Source organism: Nocardiopsis sp. YSL2 (assembly GCF_030555055.1).
Classification (GTDB): Bacteria; Actinomycetota; Actinomycetes; order Streptosporangiales; family Streptosporangiaceae; genus Nocardiopsis.
In genome coordinates this window covers 4,765,891-4,791,825 of record NZ_JAMOAO010000001.1, presented here as the reverse complement: position 1 = coordinate 4,791,825, position 25,935 = coordinate 4,765,891, and the positions used below count along the sequence as shown (strand labels likewise).

At 69.9% G+C, this 25,935-nt stretch carries 19 protein-coding genes and 1 tRNA gene; 5 read left to right on the top strand and 15 right to left on the bottom strand.

The genetic code is table 11. The annotated features are described in order from the left end of the window. Positions 1–230: 230 nt before the first annotated feature. The 5 genes from M1P99_RS21055 to M1P99_RS21035 all read right to left on the bottom strand — a co-directional run bounded on the left by M1P99_RS21055 (position 231) and on the right by M1P99_RS21035 (position 5,396). The gene (locus tag M1P99_RS21055; RefSeq protein WP_304454305.1) at positions 231–1,088 is read right to left on the bottom strand and encodes an ABC transporter ATP-binding protein; all 858 of its coding nucleotides are present in this window, start codon (positions 1,086–1,088) and stop codon (positions 231–233) included. Further along, positions 1,081–1,953 carry an ABC transporter ATP-binding protein gene (locus M1P99_RS21050; RefSeq protein WP_304454304.1) on the bottom strand — a complete coding sequence of 291 codons (873 nt, stop codon included), beginning with the start codon at positions 1,951–1,953 and terminating at the stop codon, positions 1,081–1,083. The genes M1P99_RS21055 and M1P99_RS21050 overlap by 8 nt, the downstream gene beginning before the upstream one ends. Further along, entirely contained in the window at positions 1,943–2,932 is a 990-nt protein-coding gene (locus M1P99_RS21045) for a branched-chain amino acid ABC transporter permease (protein WP_304454303.1), read from the bottom strand. The genes M1P99_RS21050 and M1P99_RS21045 overlap by 11 nt, the downstream gene beginning before the upstream one ends. 12 nt (positions 2,933–2,944) lie before the next feature. After that, a complete protein-coding gene (locus M1P99_RS21040; RefSeq protein ID WP_304454302.1) occupies positions 2,945–4,510 on the bottom strand; it encodes a branched-chain amino acid ABC transporter permease in 1,566 nt (521 codons plus the stop codon). 316 nt (positions 4,511–4,826) lie between these two features. Further along, complete coding sequence (locus tag M1P99_RS21035; protein ID WP_304455784.1) at positions 4,827–5,396, bottom strand: ANTAR domain-containing response regulator; 570 nt, start codon at positions 5,394–5,396, stop codon at positions 4,827–4,829. A 146-nt stretch (positions 5,397–5,542) separates the two neighbouring features. Here M1P99_RS21035 and M1P99_RS21030 point away from each other — a divergent pair. The 3 genes from M1P99_RS21030 (at position 5,543) to M1P99_RS21020 (ending at position 7,728) form a co-directional block, all read left to right on the top strand. Beyond that, positions 5,543–5,625, top strand: a tRNA-Leu gene (locus M1P99_RS21030). A gap of 108 nt (positions 5,626–5,733) precedes the next feature. Then, entirely contained in the window at positions 5,734–6,537 is an 804-nt protein-coding gene (locus tag M1P99_RS21025; RefSeq protein ID WP_304454301.1) for a helix-turn-helix domain-containing protein, read from the top strand. A 231-nt stretch (positions 6,538–6,768) separates the two neighbouring features. Next, positions 6,769–7,728 (top strand): DUF1266 domain-containing protein, encoded by a 960-nt coding sequence (locus M1P99_RS21020; RefSeq protein ID WP_304454300.1) that lies wholly within the window; start codon positions 6,769–6,771, stop codon positions 7,726–7,728. 192 nt (positions 7,729–7,920) lie between these two features. Here M1P99_RS21020 and pyk read toward each other — a convergent pair whose 3' ends face one another. Beyond that, positions 7,921–9,354, bottom strand: a complete 1,434-nt coding sequence (gene pyk / locus M1P99_RS21015) for a pyruvate kinase (protein ID WP_304454299.1) — start codon at positions 9,352–9,354, stop codon at positions 7,921–7,923. Positions 9,355–9,529: 175 nt separating this feature from the next. Here pyk and M1P99_RS21010 point away from each other — a divergent pair, with 175 nt between their 5' ends. Next, entirely contained in the window at positions 9,530–10,243 is a 714-nt protein-coding gene (locus tag M1P99_RS21010; RefSeq protein ID WP_369696567.1) for a maleylpyruvate isomerase N-terminal domain-containing protein, read from the top strand. A 7-nt stretch (positions 10,244–10,250) separates the two neighbouring features. On the opposite strand, the gene M1P99_RS21005 is transcribed toward M1P99_RS21010, so the two are convergent. The 5 genes from M1P99_RS21005 to gltB all read right to left on the bottom strand — a co-directional run bounded on the left by M1P99_RS21005 (position 10,251) and on the right by gltB (position 18,553). After that, complete coding sequence (locus tag M1P99_RS21005) at positions 10,251–11,141, bottom strand: prenyltransferase (protein WP_304455783.1); 891 nt, start codon at positions 11,139–11,141, stop codon at positions 10,251–10,253. A gap of 73 nt (positions 11,142–11,214) precedes the next feature. Continuing rightward, positions 11,215–11,598, bottom strand: a complete 384-nt coding sequence (locus M1P99_RS21000; RefSeq protein WP_304454297.1) for a DUF2784 domain-containing protein — start codon at positions 11,596–11,598, stop codon at positions 11,215–11,217. A 73-nt stretch (positions 11,599–11,671) separates the two neighbouring features. Beyond that, positions 11,672–12,055, bottom strand: a complete 384-nt coding sequence (locus M1P99_RS20995; protein ID WP_304454296.1) for a DUF2784 domain-containing protein — start codon at positions 12,053–12,055, stop codon at positions 11,672–11,674. Positions 12,056–12,510: 455 nt separating this feature from the next. Further along, positions 12,511–13,965, bottom strand: coding sequence for a glutamate synthase subunit beta (locus M1P99_RS20990; protein WP_304454295.1), 1,455 nt, complete (start codon positions 13,963–13,965; stop codon positions 12,511–12,513). Between the two features lie 31 nt (positions 13,966–13,996). After that, positions 13,997–18,553 carry a glutamate synthase large subunit gene (gltB, locus tag M1P99_RS20985; protein WP_304454294.1) on the bottom strand — a complete coding sequence of 1,519 codons (4,557 nt, stop codon included), beginning with the start codon at positions 18,551–18,553 and terminating at the stop codon, positions 13,997–13,999. 575 nt (positions 18,554–19,128) lie between these two features. On the opposite strand from gltB, the gene M1P99_RS20980 reads away from it, so the two are divergent. Continuing rightward, positions 19,129–20,865 (top strand): bis-aminopropyl spermidine synthase family protein, encoded by a 1,737-nt coding sequence (locus M1P99_RS20980; RefSeq protein WP_304454293.1) that lies wholly within the window; start codon positions 19,129–19,131, stop codon positions 20,863–20,865. Between the two features lie 111 nt (positions 20,866–20,976). Here the strand turns inward: M1P99_RS20980 and M1P99_RS20975 are convergent, their stop codons facing one another. The 4 genes from M1P99_RS20975 to M1P99_RS20960 all read right to left on the bottom strand — a co-directional run bounded on the left by M1P99_RS20975 (position 20,977) and on the right by M1P99_RS20960 (position 25,900). Then, positions 20,977–22,098: a hypothetical protein gene (locus tag M1P99_RS20975; RefSeq protein WP_304455782.1), complete on the bottom strand. Its 1,122-nt coding sequence runs from the start codon at positions 22,096–22,098 to the stop codon at positions 20,977–20,979. A 373-nt stretch (positions 22,099–22,471) separates the two neighbouring features. After that, on the bottom strand, positions 22,472–23,656 hold the full coding sequence (locus M1P99_RS20970; RefSeq protein WP_304454292.1) for a hypothetical protein: 1,185 nt from the start codon (positions 23,654–23,656) through the stop codon (positions 22,472–22,474). A gap of 98 nt (positions 23,657–23,754) precedes the next feature. Continuing rightward, positions 23,755–24,867, bottom strand: a complete 1,113-nt coding sequence (gene lgt / locus M1P99_RS20965) for a prolipoprotein diacylglyceryl transferase (RefSeq protein ID WP_304454291.1) — start codon at positions 24,865–24,867, stop codon at positions 23,755–23,757. Between the two features lie 43 nt (positions 24,868–24,910). Beyond that, positions 24,911–25,900 carry a thioredoxin domain-containing protein gene (locus tag M1P99_RS20960; RefSeq protein WP_304454290.1) on the bottom strand — a complete coding sequence of 330 codons (990 nt, stop codon included), beginning with the start codon at positions 25,898–25,900 and terminating at the stop codon, positions 24,911–24,913. Between the last annotated feature and the right edge of the window lie 35 nt (positions 25,901–25,935).

The window sequence follows — 25,935 nt, the reverse complement described above, 5'->3', positions numbered from 1 at the left end:
ACCACTCCCGCCCGCAGCGCCGCGGTCACCGACGCGCTCCAGTCCACCACCGCGCGCCCCGACGACCACAGGGCCCCGGACAGGACCACCCCTCCTACCCGCGCGCCCGCGCCAACAGATCCGGGTCGTACCCGCACACCTCCACCGGCCCCGCGACACCGACCACACCACACCCCGGCACGACGAAGGGCGGGACCCGAAGGCCCCGCCCCTCACACACCACACCCGGCTCAGCCCTTGGCGAGCGTCCCCAGGTACAGCTCGATCACGTTCGGGTCCTTCAACAGGTCCCGGCCCGTCCCCGTGTACGCGTTACGACCCTGGTCCAACACGTACCCGCGGTCACAGATCTGCAGGCACCGGCGAGCGTTCTGCTCCACCATCACCACCGACACACCCGTGGAGTTGACCTCCTTGACCCGCTGGAAGACCTCCTCCTGATAGATCGGCGACAACCCCGCCGTCGGCTCGTCCAACAACAGCACCGACGGATCCATCATCAACGCACGGCCCATCGCCACCATCTGGCGCTCACCACCCGACAACGACCCCGCCTTCGCCTTGCGACGCTCCCCCAGCAACGGGAACAACCCCGCCACCACGGCGAACCGCTCCGCGAACATCTTCGGCCGCAGGAACGCCCCCATCTGGAGGTTCTCCTCGATCGTCAGCGACGGGAACACGTTCTGCGTCTGCGGAACATAGCCCACGCCACGCTCCACCAGACTGTGCGCCGCCAGACCCGCGATCGACGACCCCCGCAGCGTCAGATCGCCCTCACGCACCGGGATCAGTCCGAAGATCGTCTTGATCAACGTCGACTTGCCCGCGCCGTTCGGGCCGATGATCGCCACGACCTCGCCCTCGGTCAGCGTCAGCGTGCACCCGTTGAGGATGTTCACCCCCGGCACATAGCCCGCGACCATGTTCTTCGCCAGCAGCAGGTAGTCCTCCGGACCACCCACCACCGCGGCCTCCCCCGCGTGCTCCAGCACCTCCTCACGGTGGTGCTGCACGACGGCGACGTCCTCGACCTCGGCCGCCGGGCCCTCGTCCACGTCCGGACGCACGTCCCCGTTCTCACTCATCGGCACTCCCGGCCTCGTCCACGTCCTGGGCACCCAGGTAGGCGTCGATCACCTGCTTGTTGGACCGGATGTCCGCCGGAGTCCCCTCCGCGATCACCTGACCCTGCGCCAACACCACGATCCAGTCGCTGATCCCCATGATCACGTCCATGTCGTGCTCGACGAAGAGCACCGTCTTGCCCTCGTCGCGCAACGACGTGATGTGCCCCAGCAGAGACTGCACCAACGCCGGGTTCACACCCGCCATCGGCTCGTCCAACATGATCATCGCCGGATCCGTCATCAGCGCACGGGCCATCTCCAACAGCTTGCGCTGACCACCGGACAGCGAACCCGCCATGTCCTCGCGCTTGTCGATCAGCTTGAAGCGCTCCAACAACTCCAGCGCCCGCACCGTGTTCGCCCGCTCCTGACGACCCCACACGTTGCGCAGGAACGCACCCGACATCCGCTCACCGAACTGGCCCTGCGCGCCCAACAGCATGTTGTCCAGCACCGACATACGCGTCAGCGCCTTGGTCAACTGGAACGTCCGCACCATCCCCGACCGCGCCACCTTGTGGCCCGGCTTGCCGTTGATCCTCGCGCCCTGGAACGTCCAGTCACCCTGATCCACCCGGTCGAACCCGGTCAACAGGTTGAACAGCGTCGACTTGCCGGCACCGTTCGGACCGATCAACGCCGTGATCGTCCCCCGCTGCACCTCCAACCGACGCACGTCCACGGCCGTCAGACCACCGAACGAACGACGCACACGGTCCGCGATCAGAATCGGATCCGACTTCACCGAACCCGGCTCGGGCACGGCACCCGCCATCCGGTCCACCTCGACGCCCGCGGAGGAGCCCATCTCGTCACTTGACATTGATCAACATCTCCTTGCGGTCGCCGATCAGACCCTGCGGCCGGAACACGATCAGCAGCACCAGCAACAGACCCACGAAGGCCAACTGGATCGCACCGTAGTCCGGGCCGTCCAGGAACGGCAGCAGACCCATCGAACCCAGACCGCGCAGCACACCGTCGGTGAAGTTCATCAGGAACCAGAACGCCATCGCCCCCAGCACCGGACCGAACACCCGACCCGCGCCGCCCAGCAGCAGGATCACCCACAGGAAGAACGTCACCTGCGGCTTGAACTGGTCCGGCTGGATCGAAGCCTGGTACACCGCCAGCATGCAGCCGGCCAACGCACCCACCAGACCACCCAGCACCAGGATCTGCATCTTGTACGCGAAGACGTTCTTGCCCAGGCTGCGCACAGCCTCCTCGTCCTCACGGATGCCCTTGATGACACGGCCCCACGGGCTGTGCATCAACATCCACACCAGGCCGCACATCAGAGCCACCAGGCCCCACGTGACCACCAGCACCCACATGTGGTTGCCGTTGTAGGCCAGAGCACCCCAGCCGTAACGCTCACCCGCATCGAACGGGTTGATCGAACGGAAACCGTCCGACAAGTTCTGCAACCCGTACACACCACCGGTCAACGGCTCCGCGAACCCCGCCCGGTACACCAGGCGGAGCACCTCCGCCGCCGCGATCGTCGTGATCGCCAGATAGTCCGCCCTCAGCCGCAGAGTCGGAATACCCAGCAGCAGCGCGAGCAGGAAGGCGCACGCCAACCCCACGCCGAAGCCCACCAGCAGCGGCAGGTCGAACAACTCCACACTGATACCCACGCCATAGGCGCCCACCAGCATGAAGCCGACCTGACCGAAGTTCAGCAGACCCGTGTAACCGAAGTGCAGGTTCAAACCGATCGCGGCCAACGCGTAGATCGCCGCGATCGGCCCGAACGCCGACCGTGTCGACTCCGCGAGGATAGAAACCAAGTCCATCGTCTGCCTCCCCTAGCCGACCCGCTCGCGCCGACCGAGCAGGCCCTGAGGCCTGACCAGCAGCATCAGGATCATGAGTGCCAACGCCCACGCCTGCATCATCTGCGTCGGGAACCACAGCGTCGAGAGCATCGCGACGAGACCCACCGCCAATCCGCCGACCATCGCACCGTACGCCGTGCCGAGACCGCCCAGAATCACCGCGGCGAACATCAACAGCAGCAGACGGAAACCCATCTCGTACTCCACGATCTGGTTCAGCCCGTAGAGCACACCGCCCAGCGACGCCAGGCCACCGCCCAGACCCCACACGTACAGGGTCACGCGGTCCACGTTGATACCCGACGACTCCGCCAGGTCGCGGTTGTCCGACACCGCCCGCATCGCCTTGCCGATCCGGGTGAACTGCAACAGGCAGGCCACCGCCACCAGCACCACGATCGCCACACCCATGATCACCAGGTCACGCGGGGGCATCGAGATCGGCCCCAGGCTGACCGTGTCCTGGATCTGGTAGCCGGCGTAACGGCTGCGGCCCGCGCCGAACAGCACCAGGATCAGGTGCCGCAGCACCAGCGCCACACCGATCGACACGATGAACATCTGGATCAGCGCCACGTTCCGGTGCCTCAGCGGACGCCACACGTACTGCTCCATACCGGCGCCCAGGACCGCACCCATCGCCACAGCGATCACGGCCGCGGCCCACAACGGGACCTGCCAGCCCACGGAGTCGCCCATCACGCCCAACAGCGTCGCCAGCGCGATACCGAGCATGACCGACGCCCACTGGGCGATCGCCAGCCGCGCCCGTGCGACCTTGCCGCCGAGGTAGGCGCCCAGGAACACCGCACCCGCCAGGCCCAGGAAGATCGCCAGCAGGGAGTTGCCCAGACCCGCCGAGCCCGTGCTGAACAGCAGGGCGATCATCGCGCCGAAGGTGACCATGTCACCGTGCGCGAAGTTGATCATCTTGGTCGTACCGAAGATCAGCGACAGCCCGATCGCCGAGATGGCGATGACCAGGCCGTAGAGCAGCCCGCTCGCGGTGAGCTGGGCGAAGCGGTCACCGAACGACCCGCTGGTCGCCGGCGCCTCGATCGCCTCGTCGTCGGCCGCGGCATCGGACCCGTCGTCCGCCGCGTCCGTCCCGCCCGAGGGAGAGGCCGTGCCGTCCGCGTCCTCGCTCGCTCCGGCTTCCTCCAGCGCCAGGATGAGCGGGCGCTCGTCGCCCGCGGCGACGTCCACCTCGGACTCACCGTCGACGACGATGGAGCTCTCCCGTAGCGCGAACTCGCTGGGGATGGACTCCTGGTCCACAACGACGCGGTAGTCACCCGGTTCGGGCAGCTCCGCTTCCCAATTTCCATCAGAGTCGGTTTCGACCGCCGCGATCTCGTCCTCACCCGCGTAGATCGTGATCATGATGCCTTCGACACCCTGATCGCGATCCCCTGGGTCGAGGATCTGACCGTACAGCGACTCACCGCCCTGTTCGTCTGCCGTCGCCGCAGGCCCGGGGATCACGAGGATTGCCGTGATCAGGGCGAGCAGCACGGTCGCGAGGCGTGTGCGCACGCGCGCTCCTTGCGCATCTGAGGTCCGCGGTGTCGTATGCGCGCATTCGACACCGTTGTCCTTACTGGTCGGTGCGGTGAGTTTAGCCCGGTTTAGGCAGGTCATTCAGCATCCCTTAAGCCACGTGACCCAACCGTCACCCCATCGTTCGGAAACGAGACCAAAACGGGACCGGGGCCCCGTTGACGCTGGACAGATGTCTCGTTTTCGACCCTGTTGAGTGGCAGTCTGCACGTTTCCTCCAACCGACCCTGGACATGAGGAAGGGGCCGCACCCCCTCGGATGCGACCCCTCCATCGGTTCGGTACCCCGACCTCAGCCCTGCTGGCCACCGAGGGTCTCGACCACGGTCTCCGCGACCTTGCGCATGGTCAGGCGCCGGTCCATGGAGTTCTTCTGGATCCATCTGAACGCCTCGGGCTCACTCATCCCGTGGCGGCTCTGTAGGAGTCCCTTGGCCTGCTCGACCAGCTTGCGGGTCTCCAGGCGCTCCGTGAGACTGCTGACCTCCGACTCCAGCGCCGCCAATTCGGCGTAGCGGGAGGTGGCCATCTCGATCGCCGGCACCAGGTCCGACTTGTTGAACGGCTTGACCAGGTAGGCCATGGCCCCGGCCTCACGCGCCCGCTCCACGAGTTCACGCTGGGAGAAGGCGGTGAGGATCACGACCGGGGCGATACGCTCCCCGGCGATCCGTTCGGCGGCCGACAGGCCGTCGAGCACCGGCATCTTGATGTCGGTGATCACCAGGTCCGGTTTGAGCTCCTGGGCAAGCCGGATAGCGGTCTCCCCGTCCCCGGCCTCGCCGACGACGGCGTAACCGTCCTCTTCCAGCATCTCCTTGAGGTCCAGGCGAATCAGGGCCTCGTCTTCCGCGATCACCACACGGCTCTGCGTCCTCGTCACGTACACGAGGTTACAGAGATCCGCTAGGATGCAGGACGTCGGGCCCGGCACTGCGCGTCAATCGTGATGCCACTGTTGACGGAGCGCCGCCGAATCGATCAAATCGGACATAACTACAAAAACCAGCCGGAATGATGGAATGGTAGACATAGAGGACTCAAAATCCTCCGCCCGCAAGGGTGTGTGGGTTCGAATCCCACTTCCGGCACAAGCGTGAGAGCCGCCCATGGGCGGCTCTCGGCGTTTCTCGGGCCGACCGTGAGGGTTAGGGTGCCTGATCCCTCGATTGTCGTATGAGTGATCGATTATTCACTCTATGTATCCTCGCGAAATCGTTGACGAGACGTTCCGACTCAAGGCCCAGGGCTGGACTGACCAAGCGATCGCTGCCAGGTGCGGCGTCTCTGTCCAAGCACTGCGGCACTGGCGCTATGGCACCAGGCGCAGCACCGCGCCCGAGGCCCGCCGGGCGGACCGCACGATGTATTGCCCCAAGTGCTACTCGAAAGCACACGTTCACCACGAGGCCTACGCCTACGTGCTCGGGGCCTACCTCGGTGACGGGCATATCACCGAGGGCCGACGGGGTGTACACGCTCTGTCGATCTTCTACGACAACCGCTACCCCCAGCTCATCAGCTACTGCCGTGCCGCGGTCGAGGCCGTCTTCCCCGTCACAGTGATCCTGGTAGGACGCACCGGTTGCTCGGAGATCAAGGCGTACTCCAAGCACTGGCCATGCGTCTTTCCCCAACACGGCAAGGGGCACAAGCACTCTCGTCCCATCGAACTGGAGGCCTGGCAGTCCCGGATCGTCAACGCCCAGCCCGAGGCCTTCGTGCGTGGCCTGATCCACTCGGACGGTTGCCGGGTAGTGAACCGAATCCGCAGGAAACTTCCCCGGGACAGCGAGACCCACTACGAGTATCCCCGGTACCACTTCACCAATACGTCCACCGACATCATCGGGCTCCTCACCGACGCCTTGGACCTGCTGAGCATCGCCTGGAAGTCTCACGTCAACAAGAACGAACCCCGCTACCGCGACACCACGGTCGTGTCCATCTCCCGCAGGGACGCGGTGGCGCGGATGGACTCCTTCGTGGGGCCGAAGTACTGACGCCCCCGGAGCCCCGCCCGTACCGTCGGGGTGCTGGCCGGAACCTCCGTAACTACCCGGCCAGTTCGACCCCAAATGGGCCTTTTGTCACTTTGGGCGCTCCCAGCTCGGCGAAACCGGTCACATCACGGCCACAACCTGAGTACAACCCGTGGGTTCGGTCGCTCCCCCGCCCCGGCGTCACCGATCCTGGTTGTGTAGACGGCGAATCCCCCACGAGAGGAGCAGCGGGTGCTGACCGCGGTGGCCGGCGTGATCGGCGCACTGGTGATCGGTTCCTGGGTCGTGGTGGCCTGGGGCTCGCGACGGCGCCAGCCGTGGCTGCTGTCACCGCTGGCGCTCCTCATCGTCGTGCTCGTGGCGGTGGACCTGCCCGGGTGGTCGTTCATCCCCGTGGCCCTGCTCGTGGCCGGGTCGTTCGCCGAACTGGTGATCGGGTCCCGTGAGTCCCCCGCCGTGCGGACCAAGGACCCCGAGGCCCCGTTGAGCACCGAGCGGTGGGCGGCCGCGGTGGCCGCGCCGTTCCGGGTGGCGCTCGCCGAGCCCTGGGACGTGGTCGCCCGGCCGAATCTGCGGCGCCGCTACCGCCGCCTGCTGGAGCGCCAGTGGGCCGTCACCGACCGGGAGTCGCTGCTGGCGGCGGTGCACTCGCTGCTGGAGGAGTTGCACTCCGGGCCGTCGCTGGACCTCGTGGTGGACCTGAACGCGGGGTCGGCCTGGTCGCGGCTGCCGCAGGAGCAGGGCGGCACCGCCACCGGCGAGCGGGTCCGGTTGTCGGATGAGCAGGTGGCGCGGTTGCGCGTCGTCACGGGGGTGACCGAGGCGGACGAGACCGTCATCATCGGCGCCTTCCAGTGGTGGAAGTCGGTGCACGTGATCCGGCTGGTGTCGGGTGGGGCGACCCTGGACTGGTTGAGTCCGGTGGAGACGCAGACGCTGCTGCGCCGGGTGGCCTCGGACCTGCAGCGCCGGTACTCGTCGTGGCAGCAGTTGTCGACGGCGTTCCACGCGGGGTACCTGTTGTGGCCCGAGCGCGGCACGGACGCCGACCAGGGCGGCGCGGACGGTGTGTGGACGGCTCTGGGCCTGTTGACCGAGGATCCGCAGAGCCCGTGGAACCTGTTGCCGTGGGACATGCCCTTGGAGCGGGTGATCACCGAGAGCGGTGTGCCCTCGCAGCAGGAGCACTAGGTTCTCTCTCCCGCCGGGCCGCCGCTGTGCGGTACGGGGGCGGCCGCCTGCCTGACCGGCGGTCCCGGAGACGGCTCGGCCGCATCTGGTCCTGTCCCGGTGGGCGGCGCGGCTCATACGCCGTCCCTGACCGGACAGGACCTGATGCGGCTCGTCACGTGCGGGGTTCGTCGGCCCCGCCGTCGGCTGGTGTTACTGGTTGCTCAGGGCGACGGCGTCGCCGAGGCGGTGGACGCGCAGCGCGTTGGTGGAACCGGTGGTTCCGGGCGGGCTGCCGGCCACGATGACGATCTTGTCGCCCTTGTTGTAGTCGCCGAGTTCGAGGAGTTCGCTCTCGACCTGGCGGACCATGTCGTCGGTGTTGTCGACCCAGGGGACCTTGTGGGTCTCCACGCCCCAGGTGAGGGACAGTTGGCCGATCGTGTGGTTCTCGGTGGTGAAGGCCATGAGCGGGATCGGGGACCGGTAGCGCGCGAGGCGGCGGGCGGTCTCGCCGGACATGGTGAAGGCGACGAGGGCCTTGGCGCCGACGGTGGCGCCGATCTCGGCCGCGGCGCGGGCGATGGCGCCGCCCGTGGTCTCGGGTACCCGGTTGAGGATGTGCGAGGCGCGCAGGGACTCCTGCTCGGCGGCGCTGACGATGCGCGCCATGGTCTCGACGGTCTCGATGGGGTACTGGCCGACGCTGGTCTCGCCGGAGAGCATGACGGCGTCGGCGCCGTCGAGGACGGCGTTGGCGACGTCGGAGGCTTCGGCGCGGGTGGGCCGGGGTGCTCCGATCATCGATTCGAGCATCTGCGTGGCGACGATGACGGGTTTGGCCTTGTCGCGGCAGCGTTCGACGGCGCGCTTTTGCACCATGGGCACGTTTTCGAGCGGCAGTTCGACGCCGAGGTCGCCGCGGGCGACCATGACGCCGTCGAAGACCTCGATGATGTCCTGGAGGCGTTCGACGGCCTGGGGCTTCTCGATCTTGGCGATGAGGGGGACGGTGATGCCCTCCTCGTCCATGATGCGGTGGCATTCCTCGGCGTCGGCGGGGCTGCGCACGAAGGACAGGGCGACCATGTCGACGCCCTGGTGGAGGGCCCAGCGCAGGTCCTCCTCGTCCTTGTCGGTGAGTGCGGGGACGCTGACGGCGACGCCGGGGAGGTTGAGTCCCTTGTGGTTGGAGATGGTGCCGCCGACGATGACGCGGGTGTGGACGTCCGTGCTGGTGGTCTTGGTGCATTCCAGCGCGATGCGGCCGTCGTCGATGAGGACGCGGTCGCCGGGGCGGACGTCGGCGGGGAGTCCCTTGTAGGTGGTGGAGACGCGGGTGGCGTCGCCGGGGACGTCGTCGGTGGTGATGGTGAATTCGGCACCGTTGACGAGTTCGACGGGTCCGTCGGGGAAGGTGCCGACCCGGATCTTGGGTCCTTGGAGGTCGGCGAGGACGCCGACGGGGCGTTGGGCGGCCTCGGCGGCGGCTCGCAGGTTCGCGAGGCCGGCGCTGTGGTCGTCGTGGGTTCCGTGGCTGAGGTTGACTCGGGCGACGTCGAGTCCTGCGGCGACGAGTTTGCGGAGTACTTCCGGGCTCGACGTGGCGGGACCGAGGGTCGCGACGATTTTTGCTCGACGTGTCACGGCTATCACTTTAGAGCGTCTGGGGGATGGAGTGGTCTAAACCAGGTTGCGTTTGGACGTACCTCTGGCTGCGGTGGGGCGAACGGGGGCTTGTGTCGTAGGGGTTTCGGGTGGCGTGGCGTGGGTTGGATAGGTTGCCGATGTCGTTGGCGGGTGGCCGAGTTTTGGGCGGTTTGTGGTGTTTGAGCGCGATGAGGTCCTGAGGGCGTTGGTGTCGGAGACGGACGCTTTGGAAGGGGTGTTGTCGCACCTGTCGGAGGCGGAGGCGGTGGTGCCGACGCGGTGCGAGCCGTGGGACGTGGCGGCGTTGTCGGCGCACACGGTCCGGGCGATGTTGCAGGTGGAGCCGATGTTGGACGAGGCTCCGCCTGGGCCGGGGACGGCGCTGGTGTCGGCGGCGGGGTACTACACGCCGGATGTGCGGTTCTCGCCGGAGGTGAACGGTGAGCGGGTGCGGTCCGCGGTGGAGGCGGCGGCGCGCAGGGCGGACGCCGCGGAGCCGGGGCGGGTGCTGCGGGAGCGCTGGCGGCCGCTGGTGGCGCGGTTGGCGGCCGAGGACGGCGACCGGGTGGTGGTGACGCGGCACGGTGATCCGATGCGGTTGACGGACTTCCTGGTGACGCGGGTGGTGGAGGCCGTGGTGCACGGGTTGGATGTCGCGGACGCGCTGGGGCGGGAGCCGTGGTCGTCGCGTGAGGGGTCGGGTGTGGCGGCGCGGTTGTTGTTCGGGGGCGCCGACATGGTGGCGGTGGAGCGTGTGCTGCCGGGCGCGGGTGGGGGCGGCGCCGGGACCGTGGCGGCCGTGCGCGCGGTGACGGGGCGCGGCGGTCCGGTGGTGGACCGGGGCGCGCTGGCGGCGGCGGGTGTGTGGTTTCCCGCTCTGGGGTGAGTGGTCCTCAGTCGCGGCGGGGTTGGGGCAGGTAGCCGGCGATGCGTCCGTAGGCGCGCAGGATGCGCAGTCGCTGGATGGTGCGCATGCCCTCGTGGTCGCTGGTGGCGGTGGGGTCCCAGTGGCTCTCCTGGGCGTCCCAGCCCCCGTCGGGGCGCTGCTGTCCTTCGAGGAGGTCGAGGTTGCGTTCGATCTCGGCGTCGGTGAACAGCGGGCGGGCGATGTGTTGGGGGTTGGTGGCCAGGTCGAGGGGTGTGTGGGCGTGGCCTGTGCCGCGCGGGTGGACGTCGATGACGGCGCGGATCTTGGGGGCGAGCCGGTTGATGGCGGCGACGGCGCGACGGCGGTCGTCGACGTGCTGGAGGAAGGTGCACACACCGACGGCTTCGGGTGCGTCGGTCCAGGTGAGGGCGTCGATGTGCTTCCAGCAGTAGGCGGTGGCGACGTCGCGCCAGGGGTGGGTGACGTGTGTCTTGTGCAGGAGCCCGGTGATGAGGGACGTGGTGTCGAGGCGGGCCCTGAAGTCGGTGGTGTGCAGGTACCAGGGCGCGGCCTCGCTGTGCCGGACGGAGGGCAGCACGGGCGGGAGGCCGCCGTCGGCGTCGCTGACGCCGGCGAGGTACCGGCAGATGCCGTGGCCGATGTGGTGGGGCACGGGTCCGAGTTCGTCGAGGTAGCGCAGGGCGATCTCGGTGGCGGCGGGTTGGCTGGCGTGTCCGCGCAGGTCGGGGTGGAGTCCGTTGCCGAAGCCGCCGTCGAGGTTGCGGTAGGCGGCCAGGGCCGAGCGGACGGGGTCGGTGGGGCCGTTCTGGAACAGGTGGGCGAAGCGCTGCCGGTCGATCAGGCGGGCGTTGCGCATGGTGAAGTGCTCTGCGGCGCGGAATGAATCCCAGGTCACGACAGTCATAGTTCGACCGTACGTCGGTGGGCGGGCGGCGTGAACGGCCCGCGGGTCAATCCATTCGGGATCTTTACGCGCTGTTCGGACTCGCGTGCCGCCGGTGTCGGTGGGCGAGCAGTGCGGCGCCCGTCCAGGAGAGCAGGACGGTGGCGGCGACGGCGAGTTGGACGGTGAGGAGGTGGTCGGCGGGGTAGATGACGCCGGTGAGGTAGTGGTCGATGAAGCCCTCGTCGGGGAGTCCGGCCTGGCCGGCGTTCTCACGGCCCCAGGTCTCCAGGTGGGTGAGGGGGCACTGCCAGCCGATGAGGGTGATGCCGAGGGCGTAGAGGGCGATGGCGGCGTGGGGCCACAGGGCTTTGGGCCACTTCCAGGCGAGGAAGCCGCCGAGTGTGACGTAGACGAGGAACGCGAAGTGCAGGAGCATCGCGGCCTCGCCGATGCCCCGGTAGGCCATGTGACCAGGATAGGCGGGGTGTGGCGGTGCGGGTCGGGCCGCGGGGCGGTTCCGGCGCGCGGTCCGGGGCGGTTCAGGTGAGGGTGTGTTCCCTGGTGCGGCGCCGGCGGAGGGTGAGCAGTGCCAGGCCGGTCCAGGACAGGACGACGACCGCGCCGACGCCGGCCTGGACGGTCACGAGGTGGTCGGCGGGGTAGATGACGCCGGTGAGGTAGTGGTCGATGAAGCCCTCGTCGGGGAGTCCGGCCTGGCCCGCGTTCTCACGGCCCCAGGTCTCGACGCGGGTGAGGGGGCAGGTCCAGCCGACGACGCTGATGCCGAGTCCGTAGAGGGCGCAGCCGAGGTGGATCCAGAAGGTGCGGGGCCACTTCCAGGCGAGGAGGCCGCCGATGGCCATGTAGAGGATGAAGGCCGCGTGGACGACCATGGCGGTGTCGCCGATGAGGCGGTAGATCATGTGCCTGTCCTGGGGTCGGGGGGGGTGGGGCCCAGGGGCGGGGGGTGGGTGGGGTGGAGGGCGAGCCGTCCCGGCCCGTCGTCGTGTGTCCATGGTGCCCGGTGGGTGTGGGCGGGGCTGCCACGGTCGGGTCACGGATGGGCGACATCGGCGTGTCCGCCGGGGTTCTCGGGGCGGTGAGGGTACCGGGGGTGCGGGATGTGCGGGATGTGCGGGTGGGACGGCGCCGGGCGCGGGGGTGGTCCCCCGCGCCCGGTGAGCGGTCCTGCGGTCCTGCGGTCCTGCGGCCGTCCCAGGGCGTGTTCCGCGGATACTCACCCTGCTGCGCGGCGCCCCGGCACGACTCTCGCCGCGTTCTCATCAGTCGACAGCCACACCAGGCTGCCTTCTTCTTCGGCCTTGCGACAGCCGCACCGGAACGCCGCTCGCGACGGGCAGCATCCACGGAACGCGCCCTAGACGAGCGGGCGCTCGGTCGGCGGGATGGCGACCGGCAGGGCGGTGTCGGCTCCGAGGTAGCGGTCCACGCCGGCGGCGGCGGAGCGGCCCTCGGCGATGGCCCACACGATGAGCGACTGGCCGCGGCCCATGTCGCCGGCGCAGAAGACACCGTCGACGCTGGTCTGGTAGTCGGCGTCGCGCTGGACGTTGCCGCGGCCGTCGAGGTCGACGCCGAGCGCCTCGATCATGCCCTCCTTCTGGGGGCCGACGAAGCCCATGGCGAGGGTGACGAGGTCGGCGGGGATCTCGCGTTCGGTGCCCTCGACGGGCTCGAAGCCCTTGTCGGTGCGCTTGACCTCGACGAGCTTGAGGGCGCGCACGTGGCCGTCCTCGTCGCCGAGGAACTCCAGGGTGTTGACGGAGTAGATCCGCTTGCCGCCCTCTTCGTGTGCGCTGGTGACCTTGTACAGCATGGGCATGGTGGGCCACGGCTGGTGGTCGGGGCGCTGCGTCGGGGGCTTGGGCATGATCTCGAGCTGGGTGACGGACGCGGCGCCCTGGCGGTGGGCGGTGCCCACGCAGTCGGCGCCGGTGTCGCCGCCGCCGATGACGACGACGTGCTTGCCCTCGGCGTTGATGGGGGCGCGTTCGATGTCGCCCTCCTGCACCCTGTTGGCCAGGGGCAGGTACTCCATGGCCTGGTGGATGCCCGTGAGTTCGCGGCCGGTGGCGGGCAGGTCGCGCGCGGCGGTGGCTCCGCCGGTCAGGACGACGGCGTCGTGGTCGGCGCGCAGCTGCTCGACGGTGATGTCGACGCCGATGTCGACGCCGGTGCGGAAGGTGGTGCCTTCCGCGGTCATCTGGGCGAGGCGGCGGTCGATGTGCCGCTTCTCCATCTTGAACTCGGGGATGCCGTAGCGGAGCAGGCCGCCGATGCGGTCGGCGCGCTCGTAGACGGTGACGTCGTGCCCGGCGCGGGTGAGCTGTTGGGCGGCGGCGAGTCCGGCGGGGCCGGAGCCGACGACGGCGACCTTCTTGCCGGTGCGGGTGGTGGGCGGCAGGGGCTTGACCCAGCCTTCCTCCCACGCGCGGTCGATGATGGAGACCTCGACGTTCTTGATGGTGACGGCGGGCTGGTTGATGCCGAGCACGCACGCGGATTCGCACGGGGCGGGGCAGAGCCGCCCGGTGAACTCCGGGAAGTTGTTGGTGGCGTGCAGGCGTTCGATCGCCTCGGCCCAGTCGTGGGTGTAGACGAGGTTGTTCCACTCGGGGATGAGGTTGCCGAGCGGGCATCCGTTGTGGCAGAAGGGGATGCCGCAGTCCATGCAGCGCGAGGCCTGCTTGGTGACGGTTCCTCGGTCGAAGTCCTCGTGGACCTCGCGCCAGTCCTGGATGCGGACGTCGACGGGGCGGTGTGCGGGAAGCTCGCGCTCCGTGATCTTCAGGAAACCCTTGGGGTCAGCCATGTGTTCTTCCTCCTCTCGTGTTCGCTGACGCTCAGGACTGCGCGGAGGCCATGACGGCCTCGTTGACGTCCCGGCCCTCGCGCTCGGCTTCGGCCTGGGCGAGCAGGACCCGCTTGTAGTCGCGCGGCATGACCCGGCTGATGCGGTCGAGTCCGGTGTCGCCGGCGGCCAGGAGGCGCTTGGCGACGTCGGAGCCGGTCTCGGCGTGGTGGCGGTTCAGGACGTCGGTGAGGAACGCCCGGTCCTCGTCGGTGAGGGCCTCGATCTCGACCATCTCGCCGTTGACGCGGTGGGTGTCCAGGTCCAGGACGTAGGCGACACCGCCGGACATGCCGGCCGCGAAGTTGCGTCCGGTGCTGCCGAGGATGACGGCGCGGCCGCCGGTCATGTACTCGCAGCCGTGGTCGCCGATGCCCTCGACGACGGCGAGCGCACCGGAGTTGCGGACGCAGAAGCGTTCGCCGACGATGCCGCGGAGGTAGATCTCTCCGGAGGTGGCGCCGTAGCCGATGACGTTGCCGGCGATGATGTGGTCCTCGGCGACCAGTCGCGAGTCGGCGTGGGGCCGTACGACGAGGCGGCCGCCGGAGAGGCCCTTGCCGACGTAGTCGTTGGCGTCGCCGGTGAGCCGGAGGGTGACACCCTTGGGGACGAACGCTCCGAAGGACTGTCCGGCGGAGCCGGTGAAGCTCACGTCGATGGTGTCGTCGGGCAGGCCGTCGGCGCCGTAGCGCTTGGTGACCTCGTGGCCGAGCATGGTGCCGACCGTGCGGTTGACGTTGCGGACGGGCAGTTCGAGCCTGACGGGCTGGCCGAAGTCCAGGGCACCCTCGCTGAGCTGGATGAGGGTGTTGTCCAGGGCCTTCTCCAGGCCGTGGTCCTGCGACCGCACGTGGGCGCGGTGGTCGCCGCCCCAGGGCTCGACCTCGTGCAGGATCGGGCTCAGGTCCAGGCCCTGGGCCTTCCAGTGCTGGACGGCGTCGGTGGTGTCGAGCAGGTCGACGGCGCCGATGGCCTCGTCGATGCTGCGGAAGCCGAGCTGGGCGAGGTACTCGCGGACCTCCTGGGCGATGAACTCGAAGAAGTTCACGACGTACTCGGCCTTGCCGGAGAACCTCTCGCGCAGGGTCGGGTTCTGGGTGGCGACGCCGACCGGGCAGGTGTCCAGGTGGCACACGCGCATCATGACGCAGCCGGAGACGACGAGGGGCGCGGTGGCGAAACCGAACTCCTCGGCGCCCAGGAGGGCGGCGATGACGACGTCGCGGCCGGTCTTCATCTGGCCGTCGGTCTGGACGACGATGCGGTCGCGCAGGCCGTTGAGCAGCAGGGTCTGCTGGGTTTCGGCGAGGCCGAGTTCCCAGGGGGTGCCCGCGTGCTTGAGCGAGTTGAGCGGCGAGGCGCCGGTGCCGCCGTCGTGGCCGGAGATGAGGACGACGTCGGCGTGGGCCTTGGACACGCCGGCGGCGACGGTGCCCACGCCCGCTTCGGAGACCAGCTTGACGTGGATCCGTGCGGACGGATTCGCGTTCTTGAGGTCGTGGATGAGCTGGGCGAGGTCCTCGATGGAGTAGATGTCGTGGTGCGGCGGCGGGGAGATGAGCCCGACGCCGGGGGTGGAGTGGCGGGTCTGGGCGACCCACGGGTAGACCTTGTGGCCGGGCAGCTGGCCGCCCTCGCCGGGCTTGGCGCCCTGGGCCATCTTGATCTGGATGTCGTCGGCGTTGCTGAGGTAGTGCGAGGTGACGCCGAAGCGGCCGGAGGCGACCTGCTTGATGGCGCTGCGGCGCAGGTCGCCGTTGGCGTCCGGGGTGAAGCGGGCCGGGTCCTCGCCGCCCTCGCCGGTGTTGGACTTGCCGCCGAGGCGGTTCATCGCGATGGCGAGGGTCTCGTGTGCCTCGGCGGAGATGGAGCCGTAGGACATGGCGCCGGTGGAGAAGCGCTTGACGATCTCGGAGACGGGTTCGACCTCGTCGACGGGGATCGGTTCGCGCACGCCCTCCTTGAGGCGGAAGAGTCCGCGCAGGGTCATGAGCTTCTCGGCCTGGTCGTCGACCTTGGAGGTGTACTCCTTGAAGATCTCGTAGGCGCGGGTGCGGGTGGAGTGCTGGAGCTTGAAGACCGTCTCGGGGCTGAACAGGTGCGGTTCGCCCTCGCGGCGCCACTGGTACTCGCCGCCGACCTCCAGGCGCCGGTGCGCGTTGGCGTTGGCGGTGTGGGCGCGGCGGTGGCGGATGGCGACCTCTTCGGCGAGGACGTCGAAGCCGACGCCGCCCAGGCGGGAGGTGGTGCCGGTGAAGCAGCGGTCGATGACCTCCTGGCCCAGTCCGAGGGCCTCGAAGATCTGGGCTCCGGTGTAGGAGCTGACCGTGGACACGCCGATCTTCGACATGATCTTCAGGACGCTCTTGCCGTAGGCCTTGACGGTGTTGCGGACGGCGGTGTCGGCGTCGATGCCGCCGATGGTGCCGCGCTCGACCAGGTCGCGGACGGTGGCCAGGGCCAGGTACGGGTTGACCGCGGAGGCGCCGTAGCCGATCAGGAGGGCGACGTGGTGGCACTCGCGTACGTCGGCGGCCTCGACGAGGAGGCCGACCTCGGTGCGGGTCTTCTCGCGTACCAGGTGGTGGTGGATGGATCCGGTGAGCAGCAGCGACGGGATGGGTGCGCGCGCGGCGTCGGCCCCGCGGTCGCTGAGCACGAGGATGCGGGCGCCGTCGGCGATGGCGGCCGACACCTCGTCGTTGAGTTCGTCCAGGCGGGCGGAGAGCGCGTCGCCGCCGCCGTCGACGGGGTAGGTGCCGTCGACGGTGAAGGTCTTCAGCGCCGGGGTGGTGCGGCCCGCGGCGACGATGGCGGCGAGTTCGGCCTGGTCGACGACCGGGGTGGGCAGCACGAGGCGCCGGGTGTCTCCGGCTTCGGCCTTGAGGAGGTTGCCCTCGGCGCCGAGCAGGGTGGACAGGCTGGTGACCATCTCCTCGCGGATGGCGTCCAGCGGCGGGTTGGTGACCTGCGCGAAGTTCTGCGAGAAGTAGTCGAAGAGCTGGCGCGAGCGGTCGGAGAGCGCCGCGACCGGGGTGTCGGTGCCCATGGAACCGATGGGTTCGGCGCCGGTGCGGGCCATCGGGGTGAGCAGGATCCGCAGTTCCTCCTCGGTGTAGCCGAACACCTGCTGGGAGAGGTTGAGGTCGCTCACCGGGGCGGGCTGGGCGTCCGGCAGGTCGCCGAGGCGGACCAGGCCGGAGTCGATCCACTCCTGGTAGGGGTGTTCGGCGGCGAGTTCGGCCTTGAGCTCCTCGTCCTCGATGATCCGCCCCTGGGCGGTGTCGACGACGAAGATGCGGCCGGGCTGGAGGCGTCCCTTGCGCACGATGGCGGCGGGGTCGATGTCCAGGACACCGGCTTCGCTGGCCAGGACGACGAGGCCGTCCTCGGTGACCCAGTAGCGCCCGGGGCGCAGGCCGTTGCGGTCCAGGACGGCGCCGACGAGGGTGCCGTCGGTGAAGGACACCGAGGCGGGTCCGTCCCAGGGCTCCATGAGGGTGGAGTGGAACTCGTAGAAGGCCCGGACGGCCGGGTCCATCTCGGTGTGGTTCTCCCACGGCTCGGGGATCATCATGAGCACCGCGTGCGGCAGGGAGCGTCCGCCCAGGTGCAGGAGCTCCAGGGCGTCGTCGAAGGACGCGGTGTCGGAGTCGTCGGGGTCGACGATCGGGAAGATCCGGTCGAGGTCGCCGGGGATGAGGTCGGTGGCGAGCTTGGCCTCGCGGGCCCGCATCATGTTCCGGTTGCCCTTGACCGTGTTGATCTCACCGTTGTGCGCGACGTAGCGGAACGGGTGGGCCAGGGGCCAGGACGGGAACGTGTTGGTGGAGAACCGGGAGTGGACCAGGGCCAGACCGGAGGCGTAGCGCCGGTCGGACAGGTCGGGGAAGAACGGCTCCAGCTGCGGGGTGGTGAGCATGCCCTTGTAGGCGATGGTGCGCGGGGACAGGCTCGGGAAGTAGACGTCGGTCTCGTGCTCGGCGCGCTTGCGGACGCAGTAGGCGTAGCGCTCCAGGGCGATGCCGGTGAGGCCTTCGGTGGCGGTGCCCTCGGTGCCGGTGATGAAGAGCTGGCCGAAGTAGGGCATGGCCTGCCGGGCGGCGGGGCCGCTGTACTGGGGCTCGAAGGGTAGTTCGCGCCAGCCGAGGACGGTCAGGCCCTCGTCGGCGACGATGGCGTCGATGGCTTCCACGGCGGCGGTGCGCTCGGCGGCGTCGGAGGGCAGGAAGGCGATCCCGGTGGCGTAGGCGCCGGCCTCGGGGAGCGCGAAGTCGCAGACCTCGGTGTAGAGCTCGTGCGGGATCTGCGTGAGGATGCCCGCGCCGTCGCCGTCGTCGGGGTCGGCTCCGGCGGCTCCGCGGTGGTCGAGGTTGCGGAGGACCGTGAGCGCCTTCTCGACGATGTCGTGGCTACGACGTCCAGTGAGGTCGGCTACGAAGCCCACACCGCAGGCGTCGTGCTCAAAGGCGGGGTCGTACAGGCCCTGGGAAGTGGTTTCCGCGTTCGTTCGGACGGACGAACGCCGCACCTGAGCAGCAGGCATCTACCCTCCTGTCGTCTTTCGTCGGCTTCGTGAAAAGCGCATCCGGGACGACATTGGCCCTGCTGCGTGATCGAGTTGTGTCGCCCGTGAGGGGCGGTGGCCCATCGGGTGGGCGCCTGTCCGTCACCTGCGTTGCGTCCACGTCCTCGTGGCGCCGGTGTCGGCTGGGTCGCCTTCGTTCGGGCAGGTTCTCTTATACATGCCGGTCAAGCCGCGATGCGAATCGCAGGTCTAGACCAGGTGCGGCCGCGCTACGTCGTTGGTCGCGCGGTGTGCCGCCTCCTGGAGGTGACACGGTCTCTCTCGGAACTGGTGTGTCCGATGAGAGCTGGCTTTGCCGGTTTTTCCACGAGGGAACCCCGGTAAACCTCCCAAAGTGGATAAAGACACCGACCGGGGACGGTGGCCTCATCCTGGGCACGCGGACGGCGTGGACCGCGTTCACACATTACCCCGCTGTTAACGCCACACCCAAGTGGGGACGAAGACTGTGTGGGGGTGATATCTCCCTCATCGTTCGCCGGCCGTCTGACCAGCGCGGCGGCGGACCGGCGCGAACGTGGGACGATCGTCGCATGGCAGGACATGCGACTTCCCCCGGCGCCGACGACTCCGGCGCCGCGCGCCCCGACGACCTTCCGACGGGCGCGGTGGCACCTCCGCTTCCCGAGGCGGCCTACCGGCTGCTGCACGCCTACGGCGTGGACGCCCCGCGCCCGCGCCGGGTGCTGGCCCTGCTGTCCGACGGGCGCTGGTGGAGCTCCAACGACCTCGTGCGCGCCAGCGCTGTCGCCCACTCGGTCGTGGCGGGGCTGCTGCGCGGGCTGGACGAGGCCGGTGAGCTGGTCGCCGAGGCCGGTGAGGGGCGGGGCCGCGTCCGGCTGGCCCGGCCCGCCGACTACTCCGGCGCCTCCACGGACGAGCTGGCCGACCCGGTGGCGCATCTGCTGGCGCGGCACGCCCGCGGCGCGGCCGAGCTGGCGCGGGCCGTCGCCGAGGGCCCCGAGTCGGACCTGGACCTGGACCACGTCACCGCGACAGCCGAGACGGCGCTGCGCCGCGCCCTGTTCCTGACCACCCGCTTCGACCTGTCCGACCGCACGGTGCTGTGTGTGGGCGACCACGACCTCACCTCGGTGGCCCTGGCCCTGGTCTCCCCCAGCACACGCGCGGAGGTCGTGGACGTCGACGAGCGCGTCCTGGCCCACATCGACGCGTTGGCGGACTCGCTGGGGCTGTCGGTGCGCACGCACGCCGCCGACCTGCGGCTGGGGCTGCCCTCGACGGTCCGGGGCGGCGCCGACCTGGTGTTCACCGACCCGCCCTACACCCCCGACGGGGTGGAGCTGTTCGTGCGGCGGGGCATGGAGGGCATGACCGACCCCCGCAGGGGACGGATCCTGCTGGCCTACGGAGCGAGCGAGGCCACGCCCCGCCTGGCCGCGACCACGCAGGCCCGGCTGCTGCGCATGGACCTGCTGGTGGAGTCGCTGTGGCCGGACTTCAACCGCTACCAGGCGGCCGAGTCGATCGGGGCCGCCTCGGACCTGTACGTCCTGCGCCCGCTCTCGCGCACACCCCCCGGCGGCACGGACGAGGTCGCGCGCGTGTACAGCCAGGGCGCCAACGCCAAGGAGGCCAAGGGCGGACTGGACTCCGAGACGGCGCTGAGCGTGACCGCCAGGGCGGCCGAGGACCTGGTGGGTCCCGCCGACCCGGGTGATCCGACGCTGGTGGGCGAGTGGCCCGCCGAGGTGACGCGGGGAGGCCGGGTCCGGCTCTCGACGTGGATGGATTCCCCCGCCCCGGCGGCGGGGTACGCGGTGGTCAATCTCACCGGGGGGTGGGAGCGCCTGGCGGCGCGCGCGGCGCTGGCCTCGACCACCGACGCCGTGTACGTGCTGGTGCCCTCCTCCGCGGCGTGCGTTCGCGACGAGGCGGGCCAGCGGGCTCTGCGCGCGATGCTGGAGCCGCGCTTCCGGGTGCGGTTCCTGCGCGGCTTCGGCCGGTCCGACCTGACCGCGGTGCGGCTCATGCGGCGTCCGGAGAACGACGCCGAGGCGGCGGCCGACCGACTGCTGGCGCACGTGCAGGAGCGGGCGCACGGAACGCTGACGTCCACGTTGCGCGGCGGCCTGATCGAGGTGTCGGCGCGGCTGGCGCGGCCCGTCAACAAGCGCACGGCGCGGCACGCGGTGGCGTCGGCGCCGGGGTGGCTGGCGGGGCACAGTCTGCTCGACCTGCCCGAGCACCGGTTCGCCGAGCTGCGCGGGGTCGCCGAGGACCTGCTGGCGCGGATCGGAGACGTGTAGCCGGCGTTCCTGCGAACCCGGACCGACCCGGACCTCGGTCCGGGTTCACGGGCCGCACACGCGGCCGGCCGCCGACCCGTGCGGGTCGGCGGCCGGAGGGGCGTCGCGGTGCTACTCGGTACCGGTCGTACCGGTGCCGTCGGGGACGGTGCCCTCGGTCGTGCCCGTGCCGTCCGTCGTGCCAGTTCCGGTGCCGGTGCCGTCCGTCGTGCCCTCGGGAACCGTGCCCCCGGTCGTCCCCTCCGTGGTCCCCGTGCCGTCGGGGACGGCGCCCTCGGTCGTGCCGTCGGTGCCTTCCGCCGACTCGTCCCCGCGCAGGTCCACCATGCGCCGGTAGAGCGGGTCGCGGAAGTTGGCGAGCGCGACCAGCGGGCTGGACAGGCTGACCCGGTCCTCGACCGACTCCGAACCGGTCGGCTGCACCCACACGACGACGAGGTAGTGGCCGCTGATGATGGCGTCGGCGGCGCTGTAGCCCTCACCGAGCCGGTTGAAGGGCTCCTCGCCCGAGGGCGGGACGACGAATCCGGTCTCGGGCGCCGCCTCGGCGTCCTCCCCCTCGCCTCCGGCGGCGTCCTCGGGTTCGGCCATCGCGGCGGCGACGGCGCGGCTCCCCTCGACGTCGCCGAGGTTGAACACGGCGGCCACGCCGAAGTAGGTGTCGGAGACGTAGGTGGCGCGGCCCGCCTGGACGCAGTCGGCCGCGGCGAGGGCGTCCCGGGCGTCCTGGCCCCACACGGCCTGCGAGCAGTCCTCGGTCAGGTCGGAGTCGCGCAGCGCGAACTCGAGGCTCTGGCTGGAGATCTCGGTGTTGCGGCGCTCGAACAGCTCGCCCTCGTTGAGCACCCGTGAGTCGGCCTCACGGGTGGCCAGGACGGTGTTCATGTTGCCGCTGTCGACGACCTGGTAGGCGGCGGGCCGTGTTCGGACGGGCGAGGATCCGCCCTCCTCGGAGCCGGATCGCAGGTAGAAGACGACTCCGACACCGATGAGGGCGACGACCAGCACGCCCGCGAGGGCGAAGAGCAGGGGGCGGCCGCGCCGCGCCTCCTTCTTCCGGCGGCCTCCGGCACGGCGGCGTCCTCCCGTCCGCCGGGACTGGCCGTCGTCCTCGGCCGCGGCCGACGCATCCGCTTGGCCCCGGCGCGGCCGGCCGGCCGGCACGTCGCCGGGCTCGCTGCTTCTCCTGCGACGTCCCACGGAGCCGGACGCCGGCGGTTCGGAAGGGGACACCATGGACCTTTCCTCGGGGCGGGCCGCTCCGCGTGATCGCGGACCGGCCCGTGTTCGCTCGGGCGGGAGGCGGGTCTGCCCGGCCTCCGCACGACCCTGGCGGGCGGGTCGATCTGTCCGAGATCCTATCGGGGCGCCCGAGGAGCCCCGACAGGGCTGGGGCCAAGCCCCTTCGCCGGGGGTGGAAGCACGCCGCCCGCCACGCCCGGGTGGGCGGTGGCGGGCGGCGCGTGGGCGAACCGGAGCCGAAGGCTCTCCGTTGAGGGCGGTAGCCCACCCCTTCGCGAAGCGCCGCGTGGGCGGTGGTGGGCGACGGGTGGGCGAACCGGAGCCGAAGGCTCTCCGTTGAGGGCGGTGGCGGGCGACGGGTGGGCTAGTCCTTGGCCCGGCCGACCTCCACGACCTCGTCGTAGACGTAGCGCACGGCGTTCATGGACGCGACGCTCAGCGTGGCCATGTCGGATTCGTCACCGGGGTCGGAGCCGTCGGTGCGCGCCACCCAGAACACGGCCAGGTAGTGGCCCATGACCTGGGTGCTGGCCTGGCTGTAGCCCTCTTCGAGGCCCTGGCCGTCACCGGTCTGCGAGAGCACGAATCCGGCGCTGTGCTCGGGGTTGGTCGGGTCCAGGACGGTGGCCACGTCCGTGGCCGCCTCACTGTTGGCCAGGTCGAACAGCGAGACCTGGGCGACGTACTCCTCGTCGGAGTCGGTGTAGACGCCGGTCGCGCCGTTGACGCAGTTGGCGTCGACCAGGCTCTGGCCGAGATCATCGCCCCACACCATGGAGGTGCAGGAGTCGGTCACGGAGCTGTCCCGGAGCTCGAGGGACAGGCCGTCCAGCTCGATCTCCTCGACCGGTCCGAACACGGCCTCGTCGGTCATCGGCTCGTGCCCCTCGGGGCGCTCGTTGATGGCCCCGAAGACGTCCTCGCGGTTGTCCTCGGACAGGTACAGCTCCGGAGTGAGGGTTCCGTGCCCGTCGGGCGGGAGCACGACGGCCTGGTCCCCGCCATCGATCACGCCGTCGGAGGTGGTCGCCAGCTGGAAGGCCAGGAGTCCGAGCAGCGCCACCAGGGCGATACCGAAGGCTCCCAGCAGCACGCCCAGGGCGGCGGTGCCGCGCTTGCGCTTGCTCTGCTCGGCCAGCGTGTACACGATCTGGTTGGGCCGGTCGCCCAGGACGGAGACCTTCTTGATGGCGGAGGCGGAGAAGGCGGAGACCTTGTCCACGCCGCCGCGTCCCGCGGCCGACTGCGCGCGTGAGCCGCCTCGGCGCCGCCGGGAGGCGCGCCGCGAGCCCCTGCGCCGGGGCCCGTCGCCGGGGCCGTCGTCGTAGGCCTCGTCTTCGGCCTGGTCGTCGTACCCGTCGTCGTAGCGCTCGTACTCGTCGGCACGGGTGTGGGTGTGGCCGTACTCCGCGGAGAAGTCCTCCTCGGGGTCGTAGCCGTCGGTGCCCGTGTCGGGCCCGAGGTCGTCGGGGCGGTCGTAGGCCTGGCCGGCGCGGCGTGTGCCGCCGCGCCGACCTCTGCGCCCGGACCGGGACTCAGCTCTGCTCACGGTCTTTCTCAATCGTCAACCCGTGGTCTGCTCGAAGGTGCGGGGAGCACCGCTGGGTGTGGCCGGACACGGCCGCAGGTCCAGGTGTTTCCCCTGCGCTACTCGGGCTTGGTCCCGGAGTCAGTGCCCGTGTCCTCGGATGCGCTCTCGGTGGAGCTCTCGGTACTAGATCGTTCAGGGCTCGGGTGGTATTCCGTCCCCGCGCCCTCTGAGCTGCCGTTCTGCGTTCCGATGTCGGAATCCTCGGTGTCCACGGCGCTGTAGACGGTGCTGTCGTCGGCGACATCACTCTCGGGTGTGGCGCCGAACACCTGGGTTCCGGCGTCGTGCCCGCGCGGGACGACCGCGGACGAGAACTGGTCCAGTCGGCGGCCGGCCCACACGAAGTAGGCCAGTGCGCCGAGGAAGACCACGATGGAGGTCCAGTTGTTCAGGCGCATGCCGAAGAAGTCGTTGGCCGGGTCGATCCGCAGGTACTCGATCCAGAACCGGCCCACACAGTAGCCCATGACGTAGACGGCGAACAGCCGGCCGCCGGCGAGCTGGTTCTCGTAGCGGCGGCCGAGGAAGGCCAGCAGGGCGCTCAGGCCCAGGCACCACAGGAACTCGTACAGGAAGGTGGGGTGGTAGAGGGTCTCGCCGGGGATCATGCCCTGGCGCAGGCCGCCCTCGGGGAAGGGGTTGATGCGCAGGGCCCAGGGCAGGTCGGTGGGGGCGCCGAACAGCTCCTGGTTGAAGTAGTTGCCCCAGCGGCCGATGCCCTGGGCCAGGGGGATGGTGGGCGCGATCGCGAAGGAGAGCTTGGACATGGACAGGCCGCGCTTCCTCGCGACGAGCCACACGCCGACGGCGCCCAGTGGGATGGCGCCCCAGATGCCCAGTCCGCCCTCCCACACGTAGAGGGCGCGGATGGGTTCGCGTCCGGGCCCGAAGTAGAGCTGGGCGTCACTGACGACGTGGTAGAGGCGGCCGCCGATCAGGCCGAGGATCACGGCCCACACGGCCATGTCCATGATGGTGCCGCTCTCACCGCCCATCCGGGTCCAGCGGCGTTCGCTCCAGAACACCGCGACGATGACCCCCGCGAGGATGCACAGGGCGTAGAAGTGGATCTCCAGGGGTCCGAGGGGGATGGAGTTGATCTCCGGGCTGGGAATGGCCGCGAGGGCGCGGCCGTACTCGGCCGCGCCCTCGGAAGCTGTCGACGACAAAGTCACTGCTCTGCTCTCGGGTTCGCCCCGCGTGCGGGGGTGGCTACTGGGATGATTCCGCTTCACCCCCGTCGCCCATCGGCTCGGTCTGGACCTCGCCGGCGTCCGCCTCGGCGATCGCCTGGCTGAGGCCCCGGACCGTCATGGCGGTGTCGTTGGAGAGCAGCTCACCATTGATGTAGACGGCGGGTGTGCCGCGGAACGTGTTGTCTCCGCTGTAGCGAGTGTAGATCGTTCCCGTGGCATCGATGATCTCGCCCGTGTAGGTGCCCTCCAGGAACGAGGGGTCGTGCCCGTGGTCGGCGCCCCAGGAGATGAGGTCGGTCAGGACCATGGTCCCCAGGGTGTCCTCGCCGATCTCCTCGATGGCGGACTCGGTGAGGGCGGGCAGGTAGTCCTGGGTGAACTGGTCGACGACCCCGGCCTCCTCCTCGACGCGGGCGTCGAAGGCCTCGGCCTCCTCCTCGGTGCCCCCGGCCTCGAGGAACCACTCCTGGAGCTCCGGCACGGAGAAGCCCTCCTGGCCCTCGGCGGGCTGGTGTTCGAACAGCAGGTCGTTGTACTGGACGAACACCCCGGCGTCGGCGGCCGCGCGGGCGGCGGCCCCGCCCCGCAGGGAGTTGGTGCTGATGGGCGCCGGCTGCTGAGCGAAGATGCTGACCGGGCGCAGGTGGACGATGGCCTCGCCCTCCGCGGCGCTCCGCTTGAGGGTGTCGCCGTTGAGCAGCTCGAACTGGCGGCAGGCGGGGCACTGGAAGTCGGCGTAGACCTCCACCACCGGGGCCTCGGCGCCCTCCTGGGCCATGACGACGCTGCCGTCCTCCTGCAGGACCTGCGGCGCCAGGGCTCCGTCGAAGCCGCTGTCGCGCCGGTCGGCGGTCAGGACGGCGTATCCGACGCCGACGATGAGCACCACGACGGCGATGGCCCCGCCGACGACGAGGAGGGTCTTGTTGCGCTGTGCGGCGCGCTTCTCCTTCGCCCTCTGCTCCTTGAGCCGTTCGCGCGAGAGCCTGCGCGCTTCACTCCCCATGCTTTCCTCTGTTTCTGGACGTGCGGTATCGGTCG